This is a genomic window from Pantoea sp. ICBG 985 (assembly GCF_002928365.1).
GTDB lineage: Bacteria > Pseudomonadota > Gammaproteobacteria > Enterobacterales > Enterobacteriaceae > Pantoea > Pantoea dispersa.
Genome location: NZ_POWM01000003.1, coordinates 196815 through 218585, shown reverse-complemented (window position 1 = coordinate 218585; position 21771 = coordinate 196815). Strand labels below are relative to the sequence as shown.

Genomic DNA, 21771 nt, shown 5'->3' with positions numbered 1-21771 from the left:
GCGTAAATGGCGTGAGGCGGGTGAAGAGCGGGATTACGCGATGATAAAGGTTTTCTATTGATTTCAGCGGTGACACAAGGTTGGCGGAAGCCACAGTTTGATTATGGTTAAGGGGCATGACACAAACCATAAGAAACTGAGGAAAACAGCAGGTATGAAACTGGAAAACTTATCTCGCAGAAGCTTTATGGCCTTCGCGGCTGGTGGCACCGTGGCGCTGGCAGCCGGCAAGGTCCATGCCCACGACGGCAAGGTGGCGACTTATCCGGCGAATGATCCCAACCATCCGCGCGATCCTGGCCCGCACGATCCGGTGCGCGAAGCGCTGAATCCGGATCTGGTCGATCCGCCAGCAACCGACAGCGGCACATTACCCAACCTGCGTTTTTCGTTTAGCGATGCGCACGTGCGCAAGGGCAGCGGCGGCTGGACGCGCCAGGTGACGCAGCGCGAACTGGGCATTTCCACCACCATTGCTGGCGTCGATATGCGGCTGGATAAGGGGGGTATCCGCGAACTGCACTGGCACAAAGAGGGCGAGTGGGCCTACATGCTGTACGGCAATGCGCGCATCACCGCGCTGGATACCGCAGGTGGCTGGTTTGTCGATGACGTCGGCGTGGGCGATTTATGGTATTTCCCGCCGGGCGTGCCGCACTCAATTCAGGGCCTTGGGCCGGACGGCTGCGAATTCCTGCTGGCCTTCGACAATGGCAATTTCGATGAAGACAGTACCTTTCTGCTCAGCGACTGGTTCAAACATATCCCGCCCGAAGTGCTGGCAAAAAACTTTGGCGTGCCGGCTGAGGTGTTTAACGCGCTGCCCTCGCCGGAAGAGGAGTACATCTTTGCCGGGCAGGCACCGGACGGCGCGCCGGCTTCGGCGGTGAACGGCGGGGTGAAATCGAAACAGGTCTTCTCGCATAAAATGCTGGCGCAGAAGCCGTTGACGCTGCCGGGCGGCACGGTACGCATTACTGATTCCAGTAATTTTACGGTATCGAAAACCATCGCCGCCGCGCTGGTGGAACTGGCTCCCGGCGCGATGCGCGAACTGCACTGGCATCCCAATAACGACGAATGGCAATACTATCTGGAAGGTCAGGGGCGGATGGGCGTGTTTGCCTCGTCGGGTCAGGCGCGTACGTTTGACTTCCGCGCCGGTGATGTCGGCTATGTGCCCTTTGCCATGGGTCACTATATCGAAAACACGGGTGATAAACCGCTGCGCTTTCTGGAACTGTTTAAAAGCGATTATTACGCGGATATTTCGCTCAACCAGTGGCTGGCCAGCACGCCGCCGGCGCTGGTGCGTCAGCATCTGCATCTCAGCGACACCTTTATGAATGCGCTGCAGCAGGAGAAGCATCCGGTAGTGAAATAGCCCGTGACCACGCGCAGCCGGTGCTGCGCGTTCTCTCCTGATACTGTCCACATCTGGCGTGCATATCCCGCCCGGAACCCTGTGGATAAACCTTTCGTTGCCCCGTGCCAGCAGGGCTGACCAGCAGGCGGTTATTTTCTGAACGGCCGCCAGCGCAGCGATTTCAGTTTGTCACGACGGGCTGCTGCCTGCATCACCAGACTCATCGCCGCGGGTAAAACCGTGAGCGTCACCAGCGTCGCCACTAACAGCCCACCGATAATCGCCAGCGCCATCGGTCCCCAGAAAACCTGACGCGAGATGGGGATCATACCGAGAATCGCGGCGCTGGCGGTGAGCACGATCGGCCGTGCGCGGTGTTCGGCGGCAGCCGCAATGGCAGCGTCCGGCGGCATACCTGCATCAACGTTGTTATCCGCCTCGCTGATCAGGATCACCGCGTTGCGGATGATCATGCCAGCCAGAGCAATAACGCCCAGCAGCGCCACAAAGCCCATCGGTGTGCCGGTCGGCAGCATGGCCAGCACAATGCCCGGCAGACCAAAGGGCGCCATCAGCAGGGCCAGCAGCATGCGGGAAATCCGCCGCAGTTGTAACATCAGCAATACCAGCATGCAGAGCAGCGTGACCGGCAGGATAGCGATCACCGACTGGTTGCCCTTGTCAGACTCTGCTACCGCCCCGTCCTCGCTCAGGCGGTAACCGGCCGGCAAGCTGGCCCTGAAGGTGGCAATCAGCGGCGTGAGGGCGGCGGAGACGGCTTCCGCGCGCAAACCCGGCGCCGTATCGGTCTGGACGGTGATAAACGGCAGGCGCTGGCGTCGCCAGATAACGGGATCCTCCAGCCCCCACTGCGGTGTTGCGACCTGCGTCAGCGGAATTTTTGCGCCCGACGGCGCGGTTAGCAGCAATCCGGACAGGCTGCTCAGGTCATGGCGCGCCGCAGCGTTGCCCTGTAGCACCACATCAATCAGCCGGTTGCGATCGCGTACCGTGGTGATCAGCGTTCCTGACCAGAGCGTATGCAGATACTGAGCAATCAGGTCAGAAGAGAGGCCGGCTGCGCGCGCTGCCGTCTGATTCACCTGTAAGGTGATAACGCGTTCGGGCTCACCGGCGGTTTGATTGACGTCACGCGTCAGCGCTGAGCTGCCGAGCGCGGCGGCCAGCCGCTCTGCCAGCTGCTGCACCTGGCGATAATCCGGACCGCTGATGCGATAACGAATCGGCCAGCCTACCGGCGGACCGAGCTCGAGCGGCGCGACGCGCGTGGTGATGTCGCTGAAATCCCGGGCAAGCACCGCATCCAGCGAGCGCTGCAATCGTTCACGGGCGGCCAGGCTTTTGGCCACCACTACCAGCTGAGCGCTGTTTTCATCGTCCAGCAGCACATCCATGGGCAGGTAAAAGCGTATCGCACCGGTGCCGACGTAAGACGAATAGTGGTCAACATCCCGGCTGGCGGAGACAATCTGCTCAAGGCGTTGCACCTGACGCAGGGTGGCCTGCTGCGACGCACTGGCTGGCAGCGCCAGGCTCACTAGCAGCTCAGGCCGATCGGAGGCCGGGAAAAACTCGCCCTGCATATACGTGGTGCCGACGCCGGCCAGCAACAGCGCCAGCATCGCCATCGCCAGTGTCAGCATCCGGTGGCGCAGCACGCTGCTCAGCAGGCGGCGATAGAACTGGCTGAGGCGCCCGTTTCCGGCGCGGTGCTGCTTTAGCGTGGCCGGCAACAGCCAGCTGCCGGTCAGCGGTGAAAACAGCACCGCTACCAGCCATGAGCTGATGAGCGCCATCAGCACCACCGCAAACAGGGTATAGCAATATTCGCCCGCGCTGGATGCGGCAAAGCCGACCGGAATAAAACCGGCAATCATCACCAGCGTACCGGTCAGCATCGGGAAGGCGGTGGTACTGAACGCCCAGGTCGCTGCGCCAGTGCGGGAATCGCCGGCCTCCAGCCGCGCCACCATGGTTTCCACCGTGATCATCGCATCGTCTACCAGCAGGCCCAGCGCTACGATCAGTGCGCCCAGCGAGATGCGCTGCAGGCCGATACCGGCCAGATGCATGCCGATAAACGTCATGGCGAGTACCAGCGGGATCGCCGCCGCGACCACCAGGCCGGCGCGCAGTCCCAGCGAGACAAACGAAACTGCCAGCACGATGATCACTGCCTCGCCCAGCACATCGACAAATCCGCTGACGGCCTGTTGTACTACCGCTGACTGATCGGCGATGCGCGTCATCTCAATGCCGTGCGGCAGCTGGCTGGCTTCGCTCTCCATGCGCGTCCGCAGTGCCTGGCCAAACTCCAGCATGTTGCCGGTGGCGGCCATCGACACGGCCAGTCCGATGGCCGGCTGGCCGTTAACGCGAAAAAGCGGAGCAGGCGGCTCGGCGGGGCGGCGCGTGATGGTGGCGATCGCCGTCAGCGGAACATAGCGATCGTTAACGTGCAGCGTAACCGCCCGCAGGCTCGCCTCGCTGTTGAACGCGCCGCTCACGCGCAGGGCGATGTTATCGGTGGCGGTGCGCACGCTGCCCGCCGGCTCCACGACATTCTGCGCCCGTAGCGCCTCTGCTACCTGCTGCAAATCCAGCCCCATGGCGGATAGCTGGCGCGGGGAAAAGGCCACTACCAGCTGCTCTTCCTGCTCACCCAGTAGCTGGATCTTACCCACATCCGGCAGACTCATCAGATCGCGGCGGATGTTGTCCACCCGGTCCCGCAGCTCGCGCGGGGAAAAACCGTCAGCGGTGAAGCCGTAAATCGTGCCAAAGGTATCGTCAAACTCATCGTTGACCGCCGGGCCCTGCACGCCCTGCGGCAAAGCCGGGGTCACATCCTGCATTTTTTTACGCACCTGATACCAGATGCCGGCCACCTGCGCGGGTGGGGTGTCGTCACGCAGATTGACGAAAATGACCGTGCGGCCAGCGTGCGTTTCACTCTGCACATAATCCAGCCAGGGAATTTCCTGCAGCTTTTTCTCCAGCGGATCGGTGACCAGTCTGACCGTATCGTTGATGTCGGCACCTGGCCACTGCGCAGACACCACCGCAGTTTTGATGGTGAACGCCGGATCTTCGTTGCGCGAGAGTTTTTCATAGCTGACGAGCCCGGCGGCCATGATTAGCAGCATGAGAAAGGCCATCAGCTGCTGCTGCTTCAGCGCCCAGGCAGAAAGATTAAACGCCGGTTTCATGCTGATCCTCCTGGCTGCCGGCAACGCGTTCACCGTCACGCAGGCTTCTGACGCCCGCCGTGATCACCCGATCGCCTGGCATGATGCCGGCGCGAATCCATACCGCATCTGCCGTGTAGCCGGCAATCGCAACCGTGCGCCGGATAACGCAGTTTTTCACCGGGTCGAGAATAAACACCGCCGGCTGGCCTGCCTGGCGGGTGAGCGCGGTGGCCGGAATCGCCATCACCGCATCCGCCGTCGTGTCGGCCAGCGGCAGGGTGACGGCGACGCTGGCACCCAGCACCATCTCCGCGGGAGGATTGTCCAGTGTGATGCGCACCCGCCAACTGCGTGTCTGGGCGTCGGCTTGTGGACTGACGTCACGCAGGTGCGCTTCGGCCATCACGGACGGATTCTGCAATAGCGCAACGCGGAAGCGGGCACTGGCCCGGCGATCGAGGGTTTCAGGTGTGGCAACGTCAAATACCACGTCACGGCCTGTGCCGGTCGCAACGGTAAACACCGTCTGACCAGCGCTGACCACCTGACCGGCTGCGGCGCTGACGCCCGTCACCACGCCATCCTCAGGCGCGGCAAGGTGGGTCCAGCGCAGGCTATCCTGCGCATTTTTCAATGCCGCTTCACTGCTCTGCCGCCGCGCCAGCGCAGCCTGCCAGTCGGCGCTGGCGCTATCGAGCTGAGCACGGGCAATTGCCCCGGACGGCATCAGCAGGCGCATGCGGTGCAGATTGAGGGCCGCCACCTTTTCGGCCGCGCGGCTGCTGTTCAGCCCCGCCTGTGCGCTCGCCAGCTGATTCAGCGCGCCGGGGCTGTCGAGCACGGCGAGCGTCTCTCCCTGCCTGAAGCGGCTGCCGACATCGGCGCTGCGCGTCAGAATCCGCCCCTCCAGCCTGAAACTGAGCGAGGTTTCATCGTGCGCGCGGATCTCGCCGGTCAGGGTTTGCTGCCCGGCGGGCGTGGGCGGGCCAACCGTGATGAACTTTACCGGACGCGGTGGCGGCGGCGTGGGTGAACGCTTGCGGTCACAGCCGGTCAGCAGCAGGGCCGTCAGCAGTAGACAGGGCAGCAGCGGCAGCAGGGAAACCAGGTGGCGCGAGTTAAGCAGGTGGCGCACACCCTGTTTGATCAGGCAGGGAAGCTCGTCGGTCATGGCGCAATTCCTTTATCGGTATTTGCGCCATTACACCGTGCGATTATCAAGAATCCGGCGATGTTCCATCAAGAGCGTGTCAAGAAAGGCAACAACGTCAGGCGTTGCGCGGCAACAAAATCTGTATCTGCAAACCTCCCGCTGCGGGCAGCGTGGCATTAATCGTGCCGCCGTGCGCCTGGCAAATCGCCCGCGCAATCGACAGACCCAGCCCGCTGCCGCCCGAGTGTCGGGCGCGTGACGCCTCACCGCGCGCAAAGCGCTCGAACATCAACGCCAGAAACGCCGCAGGAACGCCCGGGCCGCTGTCCTGCACGATGATTTCGTAATGATCAACGGTGTTGCGCGTGCGCAGCTGCAGCTGGCTGCCGCTTCCGGCGTAGCGCAGGGCGTTTTCCAGCAGGATGGTGAAAACCTGCCCGAGACGGAACGGATCGACCGGCAGCAATGTCTCTTCAGCCAGCGCTACCCCGGTGCTGATGCGCGCTTCATCCAGCTGCGGTTTGATCCACTGCAGGCGCTCGCGCAGGATATCGGCCGGGTTGCAGCGGACTTTCTCCAGCGTGAGCTGGCCGGCATCCGCCAGTGACAGCAGATGCAGCTCATCGATCAGCCGGTGCAGACAACTGAGCTGCGCCATGATCAGGGCGAGCTGACGTGAGTCAGCGCTGAATACGCCATCAAGCAGCGCCTGCAGACGCACCATGGCGGCGTTGAGCGGCGACCGCAGCTCATGCGCCATGGCGACATGCGACGTACGCAGCTCTTTGTCGTAACGCGCCAGCTGGCGCGTCATCGCGTTGAAGTTGTGCGCGAACTGCACCAGTTCGGCGGGCGCTGCCGGTGTTAACGCCGCCTGCGCACCGAAGTCGCCTGCGGTCACCTGGTCTGCCGCTCGTCTGAGCTGGCTGAACTGTGCAGAAAGCGGGCGCGCGTGACGCAGCCCGAAATAGGCAATAAACGGAATGGTCACCAGCACCAGGATGCCGACGGTGATCCAGTCCGAGGAAGCAATGGACGGATCGGAGTAGCGTATGCCCCACCAGCTATCGATGATCTGGTGAAAGCGCGCGGGATCGCGTTCCGGATGTGCACGCAGGGCGAGAAATTCATGCAGAACCGCCGGCGGCATATGGTGCGTGATCCACAGGTACTGCAACGTGAAGCGCAGCCACATGCACAAAGCAATCAGTACCACGGTACCGATAGCCAGCGTCAGAATGCGCAGACAAAGCCAGCGCCAGAGCGTTTGTGGGGATTTTTCTGTCATGGCTGGCGGAACCGGTAGCCTACGCCGCGCACGTTGAGCAGCACGCCCGCCATACCGGCCGCTTCCAGCTTTTTGCGCAGGTTATATACGTGGGTATCAATCACCCGCTCCAGCGCGTCGCTGTCCGGCATACATTGCTCCAGCAAAAACGGGCGGCTCAGCGCACGCACCGGTGCGCGCATCAGCGTGACCAGCAGCGTGAATTCGGTTGGCGTGGTATCAACGCAAAGCACGTTACCCGAGGCCTGCGTGACGGTAACCGTCATCGCGCCGCTGTTCACCTCCAGCCCCTGCCAGCGCAGGATCTCTTCCTGCGGCGTTTTTACCGCGCTGCGCCGCAGCACTGCCTGCACGCGTGCCACCACTTCGCCGGGATGATAAGGCTTGACCACATAATCATCCGCGCCGTAGCGTAGCGCACCGATGCGATCGGGCGTATCGCCCATGGCCGTGACCATAATCACCGGCACCTCGCTGCTGCGCCGGAGTTTTGCCAGCACCTCGGTGCCGTTCAGGCCGGGCAGCATTACATCAAGCAAAATCAGATCGGGCTGCCAGCGCAGGGCCAGCTCAAGTCCGTTCAGGCCATCAGCGGCAACACGCACCGCATAATTTTCCCGTAGCAGATAGGCCTCCAGCACCTCAGCCGCGTCAGCATCGTCCTCAATAATCAGGATATTTTTGGTCTGCATAACTCACCTTGACAGTTTCTTCATAAATCCCTGGCTGTTTGTTGACACAGCCCCGGGATACTTCGGCTTCGCGCTGCGGCTGCCCGGGCAAGGGGCGGTAAACGGACCGATAAAGAGGTGACACGATGATAACCAGAAAAACGCTGATGTACATGACCCATCTACTACTCATGATTTCCGCTGCCGCCAGGGCGGATGGCGACGCACAGACCAGCCTGACGCTCGGCGCGGGGGCGCAATTCGCGCCACGCTACAGCGGATCGAATAAAACACGGGTGCAGCCGGTACCGATTTTCCAGGCCAGAGACGGCGCATTTTTTGCTGATGCCCAGAAAGGCATTGGTTATGACCTGCAGAGCGACAGCGGGGTTTATCTGGAACACACGCTGGGTTATGGCCTGGGCCGAAGCGATAAAGATTCGACGTGGCGGGACGGCGCCAGCCGGCTGCAAGGCATGGGAAACATCAGTGCGACGGTGAACACTGCACTGGCGCTGGGCTGGCAGCTCACACCGTGGCTGAGCGCAGAGGGCAAAGCGGTGCTGCCGCTCAGCGATGATCAGGGCGTGAACTATCAGGCATCCGTTACGCTGGTGCCCCTCCAGCGCGACAGCGATACCGTTGCACTGCAGACGGCGGCGCTGTTTGGCGATGCGCGTTATATGAATACCTGGTATGGCGTGAGCGATGTCCAGAGCAGGCGCAGCCGGTTTTCACGCTACGATGCCGGCGGCGGCTTCTATGGTGTTGCGACTACGCTCACCTGGAGCCACCAGTTTGATGCCCACTGGGGCACGCTGGTCAGTGCCGGTTACAGCTGGCTGGGCGATCGCGCGGCGGACAGCCCGATCGTGTCCCGGCGCGATCAGGTCACCGGCACGGTCGGCTTTAGCTATACCTTCTGAGAAACGTTATCGGTGGCTGCACAACGCCCGGCAGGCGCGCTGTGCAGCACGACAACCACTACGCGGACATGCCGCCATCAATCACCAGTTCGCTGCCGGTAATATAAACACTTTCGTCCGATGCGAGGAACAGGGCGGCCGCCGCAACTTCGTCAGGATGGCCGAGGCGTTTGGCCGGTATCTGCGCGCTGAATGTCTGTCGTACCTCGTCGCTGACCTGGTCAAACATCGGCGTGTCCGTCGGGCCAGGACTGAGCGTATTGACGCGAATGCCGCGCGGTGCCAGTTCGTTGCTCCAGGTGCGGGCATAGGCGCGCACCGCGGCTTTGCTGGCCGAGTAAGCGCCATAGCCGGGATTGGCCATGCTGCCCGCAATCGATCCCACCAGCACGATGGCACCGCCTTCCGTCATGTGCTTCACCGCATGCTGTACGGTGAATACCATGGCACGCACGTTGAGGCCGAACGTGCGGTCAAAGTGCTCTGCGCTGGTCTCTTCCAGGCTGGCGGGTTCAGCCACGCCAGAGGAGTTCACCAGAATATCGAGTCGTCCGGCGCGGGCCTGCACGGTGTCAAACAGACGGGCAACATCGTCTGCGCTGGTGAGGTCGCTCGCTATTGCCTCAATGCGGCCGCCAGTCAGCGTGACGGCTTCGGCCAGCAGCGCTTCGCGTCGCCCGGTGATTAAAACGTGGGCACCTTCCTGCACAAAACGGCGCGCGATGGCGAGGCCGATACCACTGCCGCCGCCGGTCACCAGCGCGACTTTTCCTTCGAGTTTCATGATGGCTGCTCCAGAATGAGAGGGGTGGACAGCTGATGATACATTTCGTATATTTAGTGTCAATTACGCACCTTATTTACATTAGATATACATAAGGAAACCCCATGCCGACTGATATCGCGGTGCTGCTGGCAGAGATCAACAGCACCCGTCCAATCCTGGAACAGGTCGCCAATAAGTGGTCGGTATTAATTCTGACCGTGCTGTGCACTGAACCCGCGCGCTTTAACGCGATCAAGCGCCGTCTTGATCCGATTACCCACAAGGCACTGACGGAGGCGTTGCGCCGGCTGGAGCGTAACGGCCTGATTAGCCGTCGCGTGATCGCCTCGTCCCCGGTGGCGGTGGAATATGCCATTACGCCGCTGGGCCAGACGTTGCAGGATCCGTTTGTTGCGCTGGTGAAGTGGGCCAGAGAGCAGGGCGACGCGATTGAAAAGGCACAGGTTGTCTATGATCAACGTCGTGCCAGCGAAGAATAAAGCGTGGCGGCCGCCGGCTATTCAGGCGGTCTGTTAATCGCATGCTCAACATGGTTTGCCGTTCTTCTCCTCGCCGCTAAATTAGCCCACATAAAAAAGGAATTATTAAACTCGACTCGCCGGAATTTAATTGCGTCATTTCAGTAAATTTCACGTTGCGTTATTATTTGCGTGCGGGAAAAAACGGTTAAAAATTTTGAATGGGTAAAGCAAATGATTTCAATAACACCTCTGCAGGTTTGCGCTACAGTATTATCACTTGATTATTTGAGGATGTTTCCATGAAATTATTGAAAAAAACGGCGCTGCTTTCTCTGGTGGCATTATATGTTCCCCTGTCACATGCCGCGGCGACGGAATATAACCTTGACCCGCAACATACTTCCGTGGTGATCGCATGGAATCACTTTGGTTTCTCTCATCCGACTGCTGATATTTCTGATGTTTCCGGTCAGCTGGCTTTTGACAAAGAAAACCCGGAAAAGTCACAGGTTAATGTGACCCTGCCGTTAAAAACGATTGACACGCATGTGCCAGCGCTGACCAAAGAGTTTCTGGGTAATGAGTATTTTGACGTTAAAAAATATCCTCAGGCCACCTTCCACAGCACCCATGTGGAAAGCAAAGGCGATAATAAATATGATGTGCAGGGTAATTTAACCATCAAAGGTATCACTAAGCCGGTTGTGCTGCATGCCACGCTGAACAAGCAGGATATGCACCCTATGGTTAAAAAGCAGGCGATCGGTTTTGATGCCACCGGCGTCATCAAACGCTCGGATTTTAAAATCGATAAATATGTTCCAGCCGTGGGCGACGAAGTGACGATTACGCTCTCTACCGAGGCGTATGCCAAATAATGCATTGCGCGCTTAATCGCGCGCCTTTTCTCTGCATCAACCTGCGGCGCTATGCGCGTGTTCAGCGCGAGCTGGCGCAACAGGTTGTCTGTACTTCTTCCCTGGGTGCAGCATCACTGCCTGCCAGCGCATTTCTCGTCAGCACCCTCTGAAGCTTTGCCTCATCACCTGCCTGCAATTTCAGACCTTTAGCAATAAAGCCGAAAAAAACCACCAATTCATACCCTTGCGATGACCGCCAGCACTGCACCTGATTACCTGATGGGTTTTTACCCTGCTAACAGCGGCCAGTGAACTATATTTTTACCCACTGAAGTGCGAAATCATGGGTTTAGCAGATAACCGGCACGATAACGGTTACTGATTTTGGTGACTTATCTGACAACCACGGTTGTTAGCTGAACAGAAGGGAATATCATGCCATTACTTCCTGGTGAGTTATCTGGTGCGCCGACATGGGTGCCTGCTGTATTGCTCGTCACACTCTCGCTACTGCTGGGTTTTCTGGCCCGCTTTCTTCTTCTCAGGTTTATCCGCTACTGGCAAAGCCGCGATCGCAAGCTGTTTAAATCGCTGGAAAAGCATCTGCGGGGATCGTTATTTTTATTCATTCCATTACTGCTGATCAATATGGGGATGAATTATGTGCATCTCGATCCTGGCTCACTGAGCTTTATCGCCACCACGCTTAATATCTTTATCATCTTATCGTTCTGTTCCATTTTGATTCGTCTGATTAACGTAGCGCAGGATATGTTGTTTATTCGCTACGATATCAACCTGTCGAACAACCTGCGTGCGCGTAAAATTCGTACGCAATTAATCTATGTTAAAAAAGTGGCTATCGTCATTCTGGTACTGTTTTGCCTGAGTTTAATTCTGCTCAACTTCCCTGGTGTACGTAAATTCGGCACCACCATCCTCGCGGGTGCCGGTGTCGCCGGTATCATTATTGGTTTCGCTTTGCAAAAGTCGCTGGTGAATCTGTTTGCCGGCATTCAGATTGCTTTCACCCAACCGATAAAAATTGACGATGCGGTGGTGGTCGAAAAGGAGTGGGGCTGGATTGAGGAAATCAATCTGACTTATGTTGTGGTGCGCATCTGGGATTTACGCCGTCTGGTGCTGCCCATCACCTATTTTACCGAGAATGCATTTCAGAACTGGACGCGAAATAATGCGCAAATATTGGGGTCTGTGTTTCTGTATGTTGATTACTCGATGCCGCTGGCGCCGCTGCGCGAGCATTTTGAAAAAATCCTCAATGAGACCCGGCTCTGGGATCGTGAAACTCAGGTACTGCAGGTGACCGATACCACGGAAAAAACCATGACCATCCGTTTACTGATGACCGCGCAGAACTCACCGACGGCATGGGATCTGCGCTGCTATGTACGCGAGAAAATGATTGAATTCATTCAGCAGAATTACCCGCAGAGTTTGCCGCAGGTGAGAGCCACCCTGACCGAAGCCGACAAAGCATAGTTCAGGCTGGCGATGGGGTATTGCACGGTAATTGCTCAGGTTGCCATTGCTATCCGGCGTCATTATCAGGGCCCTTGTCGGGGCCCTGAACAGGGCGTTTTCTCCGTCCGTTTTTACTGACTCTTTTCCTTATCCGCCTCCGCTGCCTTTGGCAGATCTTTACGCAGTTTTGCCACCTGATCCGCGGTTACCGCAGGTGCCTGATTGCCCCAGCCGTTACGAATGAATGTCACCAGATCCGCCACTTATTCTTACATTCACAATAACCTGACGTATCATCATCAGGTCATATCATGGCTACAAAACATTATGCAACAATCAACTCTTCGCTTTCTTTTAACGCTGTGTTGCGTTCATTTTCGATGGCTAAAGACTCTCTGTACTCTTTAGCTTCTGCAGAAATTGTCCAATGCACATCAATGCTCATTTCCTGAATCGTGGATTTGATTTCTTTAATACCTACATTAAAGAACTCTTTGCGGGAGTTAACTTTGTTTACCTGTTTATCGTTAAACACCTTGTGAAGGTGATTTTCAAGCGAAGGAGCATCATCACTGTAGATCATTGCATGTACATCGAATGAAAACGGGACGCTGGCATCGCCAAGTTCACGAACCCGGTCGAGCGGTTCGAGCCTGCGTGTCATCCCAATTTTATACACGTTTTCTCCAAACGAGCCGATATTACTGATCACATACACATGACCTGAACGTGTTTGCTGTGCCAACGAAATGGCTCGTTGGTTTTTGGCTTCAGCTTCTTCGTATTTAATTTGTAGCTCAGCCAGTCTTTGTTCGAGGGCTATACGTTGTTCTTCGCCTGCGAGCATCAGTTCTTTAGTCGCTTTATCAATCGCCTGCTGAATTGTTTTTTCTTCTTTTTCAGCTTCTTTTATCGCTTTTTCATACTCGCGACGCGCCTTTTCTTCTTCACGCAACTGTTCTTTGATTCGTCTTTGTTCTTCTCTTTCTTCGAGCATAATTTCATTTACAGCTACTCCCCATTTAAGCTCGTTGAGTCGGGCCTGCAAGCAGATATCAGTGATCCTGGCTGACCTAAAGGCTGAACCGTTAAAATTAACAAGCTCAAAGGCATCTTTTATTTCCTGGGATAATTTGCCGTAATTGTTGTGTTTAATTTTTGAGAGGGTACTGTCGACTTTTCCATTGAAAGCATCCAGTACAAATTTGATGGCGGTGTTTCTTCTGTTTGGTTCGACGTAATCACAGCTTGCCGCTTTGTTCGTTTTGATAAGAGACTTAGTTAACTCTCTGGCTTTTTGCAGTTCTTTTCCTGCATCCGTAAATTCATAATTCTCTGCCAGTTCGTCCAAAACGCTTCGGTTTGGCACTATCCATTCATCGCCGTACCCTTCAATTTTATTTTTCATTGACCTGGCGACAGCCTGATAGGTCTCTGCAAACTCTTTCGCTTCATATGCGGAGCCAGCTATTTCCATTGCACGTATCTCTGCATCCGCGATTATTTTCATCGCATTATCATTTGCGTTGGAGATCAGCTCATCCGCTTTACTATTCGCGTTATCGAGTCGTTCTTTGGCTTTCAGGCGTGCATCACGCGCATCCTGGGTGATAGCGACAGCTTCGCTATTGGCGTTGCTTATTGTCAATGCAGCCTGATCGTGAGCTTCGCTTACCGCTCTTGCCGCTTGTTTTTGCGCGTCATCCAGCTTTTCTCTGGCAATAGCGTCAGCGGTTTTAATCTTTTTTTCCGCATCTAATACTGCATCGTGTAATTCCTGATACTGCCACAAAGGAGTGGCTTTTCCTTCAAGTTCTGCGTGGTCACGTACAGCCTGAGCTAATTTTTTCTGCGTTTCACCTAATTCTTCGCCAAGCGTATTTTTGCCGGAGATTAAAAGAGCTATTTCCTCTCGGTATTTTTTGCTTTTTTTGAAAAGTACGACAGATAAAACCGGAGCCAGAAGTGCTAATAAGAGTACTACTACTAAAAATAATTCCATTTCAAAGTCCTTTTACTCTATCAATTTGTAACAGCTGTGCTTCCTAACTATGTTATCACTTCTATATCTGAAAAAGCACATTCAAAAATATCATTTACAGTGGAAAGTTTGAACCTGCCTCTGGGCGCCCGGGTGATAAGTCTCATGAAATTGTAATCAAGAAATACCTATAGCATGGTCGAATTGTTATGAATTGATTGCTTTGGTTAACACCGTGTCCGTGCATGACCCTCTGTTAGCTGAACGTACAAGGACGACCGCAAAGGTATTGCTGGAAGCAGGGGAATCAAGCCGTTTGAAACCTGCGGCGTAAGAGGTTTGGCAGCAGCGCGATGGTGCATTTTTCGGAAAAAAATGCCCGCAGAGCGGGCATAACAAAAAACTACAGGAAAAATTCTCGTCGCAACGCTTGAGCTGTGTGTTGCGTCACTATAGTAGCAACGAAAATTCTCTCCTGCTGACAATGTTCGATGAGTTAATTTTGTTGCCGGGATTCACAGCGCACGCTTCTGTCGCCATTTCTCCCGTTCGCGATGAGCTATCTCCGCTGTCCATGTTAACCCGCCCAGCGCGACTGGCGGATAATCCGGCAAAAATTCATCGGGCGAAATGCCGGTTGCTTATCAGCGATGACATCAGCTTTCACGTTGCCGAAAGTCGTCGCCGGTTTGTGTTGAATGCCTTCATAAAATGCCTGGATAATTTCTTCTTTAAACTGTGCCGGACGGGGATGCTGCTGCACCACGGCTTCACGTTGCTCATCGCTGAAGTGGTCATAGTCAATACCCAGCACATCCATCTCAACGCCGGCCGTCACCAGGGCGATTTCCCCGGCCATAAATTGCGGAATGCCGGGCGTCGTGTGCAGGGCAATCGCCGTCCACACTTTATCAATATCCGCCTGGGCAACCCCGTGATGTTGCAGAAAATCGCGCGCCGCATTGGCGCCATCGACTTCAAAGCGCTTATCGCAGCTGCAATGCTGTTGCGTCAGGCCCACATCATGAAACATGCAGCCAACGTAAAGCAGCTCGGCATCCACTTTGACGCCCAGTCGCTGACCTGCCAAAGCGCCCCAGTAAAAAACGCGGCTGGAGTGATGAAATAACAGATCCGATTCGATGTCACGTACCAGCGCGGTAGCATCGCGCGCCATTTTGCTGTCTGGAATACGAATGCCGTTAATCGTAAAACTCATGGTGATGTCTCCGCTTAGTGAAGTTGCGTTCAGCATAAAGCCGCGCGACAATGTCATGAATCTCTGTTTAACGATGATTCCAGACATTGCGATTTAAGCGGACAGCCAGACAATGACTCACCATCACATTACCCTTTTGGCCGTTCCCGGCGCCCAGTTGCTGGATATTTCCGGGCCGCTGGATGTGTTTGCCGAGGCAAATCGGCTGCTGCATCGTCAGGTGTATCAGCTCAGCGTGATGTCGCTGCAGCACACCAGCATCCGCTGCTCGTCTGGTGTCCGGCTGGAAGCCGACGTTGCGCTAACTGCGGCGACACAGCATCGCGCCGATACCTTTCTGGTCGCCGGAGCACCTGACGCCAGCCACATGCAGCTTTCCGCCAGTGAGCGCCAGCAGATTATCGCGCTCTGTCAGCGCAGCCAGCGTTACGGCTCGGTGTGTACCGGGGCGCTGCTGCTGGCGCAAACGGGTTTGCTGAACGGCAGGAAAGTCACTACTCACTGGGCGTGTGCGGAACGGCTGGCATTACTGCTACCCGACGCGCAGGTCGAAGCCGATGCGCTATATGTGGCGGATGGTGCATTACGCACGGCAGCGGGGGTGACGTCCGGACTGGATCTGGCGCTGCGGCTGGTGGAAGAGGATCTCGGGTGCGAGCTGGCGCAGGAGGTGGCCGCCAGCCTGGTGATGTTCTTCCAGCGCCCGGTCACACAGGGACATTTCGTGCGTAAACAACAGATGTCCCTGGCCGGACGCAGCGCCTTTCAGGAGATGCAGCGCTGGGCAATCGCGCATCTGGCACAGATTCGCGGGCTGGAAGACCTGGCGGCGCACATGCACCTCAGTACGCGGCATTTAGCGCGTCTGTTTCAGCAGGAGATGCAGATCCAGCCTGGCGCATGGCTGGAGCAGGCACGCATCAGCCACGCGCGGACTTTGCTGGATGCCGGTGAGCTGCCGCTCAAAGCGATCCCGGCGGCCTGCGGTTATCACAGTGCCGATGTGATGCGCCGCGCGTTTGTCAAAGTGACCGGCATGACGCCGTCGCTGTATCGCAAAATGTTCCCGCCGCCGCGCTGAGTGTGCACCACTGTCTGCATTCTCGTCCGGCTGCGCCATCCAGCCGGTTATTCCAGCGTGTTGCTTTCCAGCTTACGCGTTGCAGTCCCGCGCGTTGACCACCAGCAGAGCAGCGAACCGAGGCAAACCATGGCCGTGCCTTGCCAGAAGGAGAAAGTCAGGCTGGAGTTAAGGATAAAAGCGGCTATCAGCGATGAAATGATAGGGATAAAGTAGGAGGCTGCGGCTAACAGCGTGACATTGCCGTGCAGAATGCCGACGTTCCACGCCGCATAGCCGAGCCCCATCGCCATTGCTGCCAGCGCCAGGCTGATGCACGCCTGCAGGGAGAACACCACGGGCGGCTGCGGTGATAGCAGCGATTTCAGCCACAGCGTCAGCGCAGTTAATATGAAAAACAGCGTGATGCCGTTACTGCCTTTAGCGCTATTTTTTGTCACTACACAATAAACCGCCCAAATCATCGCACCGCCAAATGCCAGACCATAACTGAGCGGATTATCCATCACGTTGTCGATCATTTCGCCCAGTGAAAGTCCCCGATCGCCGCTCAGTACCCGACAAATACCGGCGACGGCCAGCAGGAGGCCGGGAATAATCAACGGGCTGGTCTTTTGCCGGTTAACCATCACCGTTAAAACGATGGTCATCGCCGGCCACAGGTAATTAACCATGCCGACTTCAATCGCCTGATGGCCGCTATGAGTAAAACCCAGCGACAGCGACAGGCAGAGCTCATAGCAGACAAACAGCAGGCTGCCGATCAGCAAATAGCGTCGGGGAAACTGGCGCAGGTCAGGAAAACCCACGGTGAGCAGCAACAGCAGGGCGCTGGCGCTGTAAATCAGCGCGGCACCGGTTACCGGACCAAAACTTTCACTGACGCTTTTTATTAATCCTACAATCGTGCTCCACAGCAGAATGGCCAGCAGACCAGTCAGGGTAGCTTTACTCTGTGGCATTACCCGTTACCTCAATGTGTGAAAAATCGCGGCTTGCTCGCCAGTGTGGCGGCTGGCGGGGACGCAGACAAGATGAATCTGCAGGTTGCCAATGTGACTGGCCGGAAAACGAACCCGTCTGCAGACAAAAAGTTAAAAAAATATCCTGATTAAAATCAGTGCAATAGAGTAGTGATGTAAATCTTCGCTAAAAAAATATCTTGCTATTAAATAGCGCGCTATATAAATTCAGTCTCAGTTCAGAACACGACCATCGAGTCATTATCATTTAAATAGTGTGCGATATAATCGCAAAAAATATTAAAGGAGTAACACCATGAAATTACAACACTCTCTGCTTGCCATGGCGATGGCTACTGCATCTGTAAATAGCTTTGCTGACGCACCACAACCTGAACGTCACGTGCAGCAGTTTTTACAGGCGCTGAACAGCAGCGGCGGCAAACCGATTGAGCAACTGTCACCGCAGGCGGCGCGCCAGGTGCTGATTGATGCGCAGAAGGGCGTAACGCTGCCGCCGGCCGACGTCACTGAAAAAACCATTCAGGTAAACGGCCAGCCCATTAAGCTGAATATCGTAAAACCGCAGGGCGCACAGGGTACGCTGCCGGTATTTATGTTCTTCCACGGCGGCGGCTGGATCCTCGGTGATTTCCCGACCCACGAACGTCTGGTGCGCGATCTGGTGGTGGAATCTGGCGCAGCGGCTGTGTTTGTGAACTATACGCCGTCACCCGAAGCGCATTATCCGCTGGCCATCAATCAGGCTTATGCGGCGACACGCTGGGTGGCGGAACACGGTAGTGAAATTGGTGTCGATGGTAAGCGCCTGGCGCTGGTCGGTAACAGCGTCGGCGGCAATATGGTGGCGGCGGTCGCGCTGCAGGCTAAACAGCAGCAAACGCCAGCGATTCGTTATGACATCATGCTGTGGCCGGTAACCGATGCGCGCTTTGATACCGCTTCGTATCACCAGTTTGCCAACGGATATTTCCTGTCGCGTAACATGATGAAATGGTTCTGGGACGCCTACACCACCAAACAGAGCGAGCGCGACAATATTCTCGCTTCGCCGCTGCGCGCCACGAAAGAGCAGCTGCAGGGCCTACCGCCAACGTTGATTCAGACGGCAGAACTGGATGTGCTGCGTGATGAGGGTGAAGCCTTTGGTCGCAAACTGGATGCTGCTGGAGTGGATGTCACCGTGACGCGCTATAACGGCCTGATTCATGACTACGGCCTGCTCAATCCGCTGAGCGAGGTGCCGGCGGTTCGCACTGCGATTCGCCAGGCGGCGGAAGAGCTGAAAACCCATCTGCAGTAAGCTTCAGGCCAGGCGCGGCGGCGTCTGGCCCGTTCATTTATCCTCGCGTCACTTCCACTTCATCTCACCGGTATTCACCTTCGCGCTCAGCTCCAGCGAGCTGACATCCGCTAAGGTTGGCCACGCCTGTTTCATCGCCTGAATCACCGCCGCGGAGCCTTTGTGCTGTTGCAGCGCCCGCTCAAAACTTTGCAGATAATCCAGGGTAAAGGTGACCGCCTTATCGCCCGCCGGACGCGCACCCAGATAGTGGCCGGGGATCACCACCTGCGGCTTCAACTGCTGCATTTCTCGCAATACCTGACGCCACTCTGCGCGGCTGGCTGCGGTCTGGGTGTCCGCGGTCCAGACGTGAATGCCGGAATCCACCACTGTGCCACCGAGTATTGCCTTACTGGAGGGAATCCACACGTAGGCTGATTTTTCTGCCGCGTGGCGCAGCTCGATGCGCTCACCATCGACGCTAAACCGCGTCTGGTGGGTAATCTGCGGCACATACAGCTGGTGCGGCGCAGCGCCGTTCATCTGCGGTCCCCAGTACTGCAGCTTGGCATCTTTGGTCGCTTCGATATGTTCCACTACCAGCGGCGAGGCGACAATTTTGGCCTGCGGGAACGCCCGCACCAGCGGCTCAAGACCGAAGTAGAAATCCGGATCGCCCGAGGTGATCACGATGTGGGTCAGCTGCTTGCCGCGCGATTTAATCAGTTCCACCAGCTTCTCGCCATCTTTGGGGCTGAACTGCGCATCAAACAGAATCGCTTCATGCGGACCGGAGACCAGCGTCGACGAGACCGGAAAAATTCCCTGTTCCTGTGGGTTATACACGTCTAACTGCAACGGGGTGGCAAAAGCCGGCGCGGCGGCTAAGGTGACCAGCAGCGCGAGTGATTTCATCTTCATGGCATCTTCCTTTTTACGGCAACGTGCCGTCACTGAAAGACGCTATTGTAAGCAAATCGCCAGCTGGCAGAATTCCCGCAATCAGATATGATCAGTTGCATAAAACGATCAGATGGAGCCTGCATGGACAGAGTGACGGCAGCGCGGGTGTTTAACCGGATTTGTGAGTTGGGAAGCCTGAGCGCGGCGGCGCGCGCGCTGGATATATCGCGCCCGATGGTCAGTCGCTATCTTGATGAAATGGAGAAGTGGGCGGGCGCACGCCTGCTGCACCGTTCTTCACGGCGGCTGACCATTACCCCGGCGGGTGAGCAGATTTTGCATAAGACACGCGCGCTGGCCCGGCTGGCCGACGAGATTGAACAGCAGGGCGATGAGGGCAAACCGCAGGGCACGTTGCGCGTGGCCTGTGCACATTCAACCGCCACACACATTCTTGGACCGATGATTCCGGCGTTCCTTGCGCGTTACCCGGCGGTGCGTATTGAGCTGGAGATCAATAATCAGCCGGTTAGCCTGGTGGGTGAGCGCATCGATGTGGCTATTCGTATTACCGACGATCCGGAGCCCGGCGCGATTGCCCGCAGGCTGGGTGAATGTGCCTCGGTAGTCTGCGCCGCGCCGGCCTATTTAACGCAGCGGGGCGAACCGCAGACGCCAGCGGATCTGGCACAACATAATTGCCTGCACTACAGCCGCTTTGCCGGGCAGCGCTGGCAGTTTCACGATGCGCAAGGCGAGGCGGTTTCCGTGGTGGTGAGCGGCAATTTCAGCGCCGGTATTTCATCCGTGTTATGTGATGCTGCTATCGCCGGCTGTGGTGTTGCCATGGTGCCGGCAATGGAGGCACAGGCTGCGCTCGCCAGCGGTCAGTTACGTTGCGTACTGCCCGGCTTTCAACCGCGCACCTTAGGCATTTATGGCCTGTATATGTCGCGCGAACGCCAGCCTGCGGTATTACGGGTATTTCTGGATGCGGTGACGCAGCAGTTGCAAAACCTCTGAATCATCACTGTGACAACGTCACTGGTGCCTGTCACGCGCTGTATGTGTTACGTAACACCGTTTCGACCACCTGAACCGTGGCGTTAAGCGACAAATCCACCGCACAACTGCTACTATGCGCCGCGCCGCGGCAGTTGAGCAGCGCGCCGGGTTCCACTTTCACTCATTTTTACCTGCTTAACGGCATGGGGTAGCACCGTAATGTTTCACGATTTAGGCATTATCAATCTCTGGACTTTCCTGGCGGGCGCGCTGGTGATCATTCTATTACCCGGACCCAACAGCCTGTATGTGCTGCGCACCGGGATGAGTCGTGGGGCAAAGCCGGCCTGTCAGGCGATAGCCGGGGTGATGGCGGGCGATTTGATTTTGATTTTCCTCGCCTGGGCGGGCGTCGCGACGCTGATCCGTACCAGTCCGCATATTTTTATGGTGGTGCGTTATCTTGGTGCCATGTTCCTGCTGTATCTCGGCGTGAAGATTATCATCGGCGCGCTGCGCAAACGCAGCGGCGATCAACCGGCTGAAGCGGTAAAAGAGGAAAACTATTTCCTGCGTGCGCTGCTGCTTGGCGTAACTAATCCCAAGGCGATTCTGTTTTACGTTTCGTTCTTCATTCAGTTTATCGATCCGCGCGTAACCCATACCGCGCCGGCGTTTGCCACCCTGGGTGCGCTGATTCAGGTGATCAGTTTCAGCTACTATTCCCTGTTGCTGGTGGCTGGCGCGGTGATGGTGCGCTATCTGCGCAGCCGCACCCGCCTGGTTAAGCTGGCGAACATGCTGACCGGCATGCTGTTTTTTGGCTTCGCCGTGCGGTTAGTCAGCGCGCAAAGCTAACCCTTCTGAAGCACGCCACGGCAGCAACGTCGCCTCCGCCGGCTGCACCCTAAAATGGCAACGCGATGATGCAGCGGTGCGCACAGTTTGTGCGCATTGCCTGCATCGGTATGGCTGCCGCATCCATAAGTATTCCATCTTGTATCCCAGACCGTATCCCATCTGGTCCGGCGCATAACGGCCGCGCACACCACACTATTCTGGCACGCAAACTGCACTCCTCCCGGTAGCCAATTAACCCGGGAGA

At 56.7% G+C, this 21771-nt stretch carries 19 protein-coding genes; 9 read left to right on the top strand and 10 right to left on the bottom strand.

From position 1 onward, the window contains the following. Positions 1 to 187 precede the first annotated feature (187 nt). Positions 188 to 1384 carry a cupin domain-containing protein gene (locus C1Y42_RS10400; RefSeq protein ID WP_058775975.1) on the top strand — a complete coding sequence of 399 codons (1197 nt, stop codon included), beginning with the start codon at positions 188 to 190 and terminating at the stop codon, positions 1382 to 1384. A gap of 131 nt (positions 1385 to 1515) precedes the next feature. Here the strand turns inward: C1Y42_RS10400 and C1Y42_RS10395 are convergent, their stop codons facing one another. The 4 genes from C1Y42_RS10395 to C1Y42_RS10380 all read right to left on the bottom strand — a co-directional run bounded on the left by C1Y42_RS10395 (position 1516) and on the right by C1Y42_RS10380 (position 7711). Continuing rightward, positions 1516 to 4596 carry an efflux RND transporter permease subunit gene (locus tag C1Y42_RS10395; RefSeq protein ID WP_058775960.1) on the bottom strand — a complete coding sequence of 1027 codons (3081 nt, stop codon included), beginning with the start codon at positions 4594 to 4596 and terminating at the stop codon, positions 1516 to 1518. Further along, positions 4580 to 5749: an efflux RND transporter periplasmic adaptor subunit gene (locus C1Y42_RS10390; RefSeq protein WP_104093366.1), complete on the bottom strand. Its 1170-nt coding sequence runs from the start codon at positions 5747 to 5749 to the stop codon at positions 4580 to 4582. The genes C1Y42_RS10395 and C1Y42_RS10390 overlap by 17 nt, the downstream gene beginning before the upstream one ends. A gap of 97 nt (positions 5750 to 5846) precedes the next feature. Continuing rightward, a complete protein-coding gene (locus C1Y42_RS10385) occupies positions 5847 to 7019 on the bottom strand; it encodes an ATP-binding protein (protein ID WP_104093365.1) in 1173 nt (390 codons plus the stop codon). Further along, the gene (locus tag C1Y42_RS10380; protein ID WP_104093364.1) at positions 7016 to 7711 is read right to left on the bottom strand and encodes a response regulator transcription factor; all 696 of its coding nucleotides are present in this window, start codon (positions 7709 to 7711) and stop codon (positions 7016 to 7018) included. The genes C1Y42_RS10385 and C1Y42_RS10380 overlap by 4 nt, the downstream gene beginning before the upstream one ends. A 125-nt stretch (positions 7712 to 7836) precedes the next feature. Here C1Y42_RS10380 and C1Y42_RS10375 point away from each other — a divergent pair, with 125 nt between their 5' ends. Then, positions 7837 to 8616 carry a MipA/OmpV family protein gene (locus C1Y42_RS10375; protein WP_104093363.1) on the top strand — a complete coding sequence of 260 codons (780 nt, stop codon included), beginning with the start codon at positions 7837 to 7839 and terminating at the stop codon, positions 8614 to 8616. A gap of 58 nt (positions 8617 to 8674) precedes the next feature. On the opposite strand, the gene C1Y42_RS10370 is transcribed toward C1Y42_RS10375, so the two are convergent. After that, entirely contained in the window at positions 8675 to 9403 is a 729-nt protein-coding gene (locus C1Y42_RS10370; RefSeq protein WP_104093627.1) for an SDR family NAD(P)-dependent oxidoreductase, read from the bottom strand. 101 nt (positions 9404 to 9504) lie between these two features. Between C1Y42_RS10370 and C1Y42_RS10365 the strand changes: the two genes are divergently transcribed. The 3 genes from C1Y42_RS10365 to C1Y42_RS10355 all read left to right on the top strand — a co-directional run bounded on the left by C1Y42_RS10365 (position 9505) and on the right by C1Y42_RS10355 (position 12227). Further along, entirely contained in the window at positions 9505 to 9882 is a 378-nt protein-coding gene (locus tag C1Y42_RS10365; protein ID WP_104093362.1) for a helix-turn-helix domain-containing protein, read from the top strand. 281 nt (positions 9883 to 10163) lie between these two features. Further along, positions 10164 to 10742 carry a YceI family protein gene (locus C1Y42_RS10360; RefSeq protein WP_104093361.1) on the top strand — a complete coding sequence of 193 codons (579 nt, stop codon included), beginning with the start codon at positions 10164 to 10166 and terminating at the stop codon, positions 10740 to 10742. A gap of 417 nt (positions 10743 to 11159) precedes the next feature. Then, positions 11160 to 12227, top strand: a complete 1068-nt coding sequence (locus C1Y42_RS10355) for a mechanosensitive ion channel family protein (protein WP_104093360.1) — start codon at positions 11160 to 11162, stop codon at positions 12225 to 12227. 307 nt (positions 12228 to 12534) lie between these two features. On the opposite strand, the gene C1Y42_RS10345 is transcribed toward C1Y42_RS10355, so the two are convergent. Together C1Y42_RS10345 and C1Y42_RS10340 are read right to left on the bottom strand one after the other, a co-directional pair. Then, positions 12535 to 14211: a DUF4041 domain-containing protein gene (locus C1Y42_RS10345; protein ID WP_104093359.1), complete on the bottom strand. Its 1677-nt coding sequence runs from the start codon at positions 14209 to 14211 to the stop codon at positions 12535 to 12537. Between the two features lie 556 nt (positions 14212 to 14767). Beyond that, complete coding sequence (locus C1Y42_RS10340; protein WP_104093358.1) at positions 14768 to 15409, bottom strand: HD domain-containing protein; 642 nt, start codon at positions 15407 to 15409, stop codon at positions 14768 to 14770. 112 nt (positions 15410 to 15521) lie between these two features. Here C1Y42_RS10340 and C1Y42_RS10335 point away from each other — a divergent pair, with 112 nt between their 5' ends. Beyond that, the gene (locus C1Y42_RS10335; protein WP_104093357.1) at positions 15522 to 16490 is read left to right on the top strand and encodes a GlxA family transcriptional regulator; all 969 of its coding nucleotides are present in this window, start codon (positions 15522 to 15524) and stop codon (positions 16488 to 16490) included. A gap of 47 nt (positions 16491 to 16537) precedes the next feature. On the opposite strand, the gene yddG is transcribed toward C1Y42_RS10335, so the two are convergent. Then, positions 16538 to 17452 carry an aromatic amino acid DMT transporter YddG gene (gene yddG / locus C1Y42_RS10330; protein WP_058781547.1) on the bottom strand — a complete coding sequence of 305 codons (915 nt, stop codon included), beginning with the start codon at positions 17450 to 17452 and terminating at the stop codon, positions 16538 to 16540. Positions 17453 to 17795: 343 nt separating this feature from the next. Here yddG and C1Y42_RS10325 point away from each other — a divergent pair, with 343 nt between their 5' ends. Then, positions 17796 to 18776 (top strand): alpha/beta hydrolase, encoded by a 981-nt coding sequence (locus tag C1Y42_RS10325; protein WP_369974302.1) that lies wholly within the window; start codon positions 17796 to 17798, stop codon positions 18774 to 18776. Between the two features lie 48 nt (positions 18777 to 18824). Here the strand turns inward: C1Y42_RS10325 and C1Y42_RS10320 are convergent, their stop codons facing one another. Further along, complete coding sequence (locus C1Y42_RS10320) at positions 18825 to 19679, bottom strand: Vmh family MBL fold metallo-hydrolase (RefSeq protein ID WP_104093356.1); 855 nt, start codon at positions 19677 to 19679, stop codon at positions 18825 to 18827. A gap of 123 nt (positions 19680 to 19802) precedes the next feature. Between C1Y42_RS10320 and C1Y42_RS10315 the strand changes: the two genes are divergently transcribed. Next, the gene (locus tag C1Y42_RS10315; protein WP_104093355.1) at positions 19803 to 20684 is read left to right on the top strand and encodes a LysR family transcriptional regulator; all 882 of its coding nucleotides are present in this window, start codon (positions 19803 to 19805) and stop codon (positions 20682 to 20684) included. Between the two features lie 31 nt (positions 20685 to 20715). Here C1Y42_RS10315 and C1Y42_RS23985 read toward each other — a convergent pair whose 3' ends face one another. Then, on the bottom strand, positions 20716 to 20847 hold the full coding sequence (locus C1Y42_RS23985) for a hypothetical protein (RefSeq protein ID WP_255418419.1): 132 nt from the start codon (positions 20845 to 20847) through the stop codon (positions 20716 to 20718). A gap of 38 nt (positions 20848 to 20885) precedes the next feature. Between C1Y42_RS23985 and leuE the strand changes: the two genes are divergently transcribed. After that, complete coding sequence (gene leuE, locus C1Y42_RS10310) at positions 20886 to 21524, top strand: leucine efflux protein LeuE (RefSeq protein ID WP_021509017.1); 639 nt, start codon at positions 20886 to 20888, stop codon at positions 21522 to 21524. Positions 21525 to 21771 lie beyond the last annotated feature (247 nt).

Excerpts from the sequence above, each read along its gene's own strand:
- C1Y42_RS10400 (WP_058775975.1), top strand. The coding sequence starts at position 188 with ATGGCCTTCGCGGCTGGTGGCACCGTGGCGCTGGCAGCCGGCAAGGTC.
- C1Y42_RS10395 (WP_058775960.1), bottom strand. The coding sequence starts at position 4,596 with ATGAAACCGGCGTTTAATCTTTCTGCCTGGGCGCTGAAGCAGCAGCAG.
- C1Y42_RS10390 (WP_104093366.1), bottom strand. The coding sequence starts at position 5,749 with ATGACCGACGAGCTTCCCTGCCTGATCAAACAGGGTGTGCGCCACCTG.
- C1Y42_RS10385 (WP_104093365.1), bottom strand. The coding sequence starts at position 7,019 with ATGACAGAAAAATCCCCACAAACGCTCTGGCGCTGGCTTTGTCTGCGC.
- C1Y42_RS10380 (WP_104093364.1), bottom strand. The coding sequence starts at position 7,711 with ATGCAGACCAAAAATATCCTGATTATTGAGGACGATGCTGACGCGGCT.
- C1Y42_RS10375 (WP_104093363.1), top strand. The coding sequence starts at position 7,837 with ATGATAACCAGAAAAACGCTGATGTACATGACCCATCTACTACTCATG.
- C1Y42_RS10365 (WP_104093362.1), top strand. The coding sequence starts at position 9,505 with ATGCCGACTGATATCGCGGTGCTGCTGGCAGAGATCAACAGCACCCGT.
- C1Y42_RS10360 (WP_104093361.1), top strand. The coding sequence starts at position 10,164 with ATGAAATTATTGAAAAAAACGGCGCTGCTTTCTCTGGTGGCATTATAT.
- C1Y42_RS10355 (WP_104093360.1), top strand. The coding sequence starts at position 11,160 with ATGCCATTACTTCCTGGTGAGTTATCTGGTGCGCCGACATGGGTGCCT.
- C1Y42_RS10345 (WP_104093359.1), bottom strand. The coding sequence starts at position 14,211 with ATGGAATTATTTTTAGTAGTAGTACTCTTATTAGCACTTCTGGCTCCG.
- C1Y42_RS10340 (WP_104093358.1), bottom strand. The coding sequence starts at position 15,409 with ATGAGTTTTACGATTAACGGCATTCGTATTCCAGACAGCAAAATGGCG.
- C1Y42_RS10335 (WP_104093357.1), top strand. The coding sequence starts at position 15,522 with ATGACTCACCATCACATTACCCTTTTGGCCGTTCCCGGCGCCCAGTTG.
- yddG (WP_058781547.1), bottom strand. The coding sequence starts at position 17,452 with ATGCCACAGAGTAAAGCTACCCTGACTGGTCTGCTGGCCATTCTGCTG.
- C1Y42_RS10325 (WP_369974302.1), top strand. The coding sequence starts at position 17,796 with ATGGCGATGGCTACTGCATCTGTAAATAGCTTTGCTGACGCACCACAA.
- C1Y42_RS10320 (WP_104093356.1), bottom strand. The coding sequence starts at position 19,679 with ATGAAGATGAAATCACTCGCGCTGCTGGTCACCTTAGCCGCCGCGCCG.
- C1Y42_RS10315 (WP_104093355.1), top strand. The coding sequence starts at position 19,803 with ATGGACAGAGTGACGGCAGCGCGGGTGTTTAACCGGATTTGTGAGTTG.
- leuE (WP_021509017.1), top strand. The coding sequence starts at position 20,886 with ATGTTTCACGATTTAGGCATTATCAATCTCTGGACTTTCCTGGCGGGC.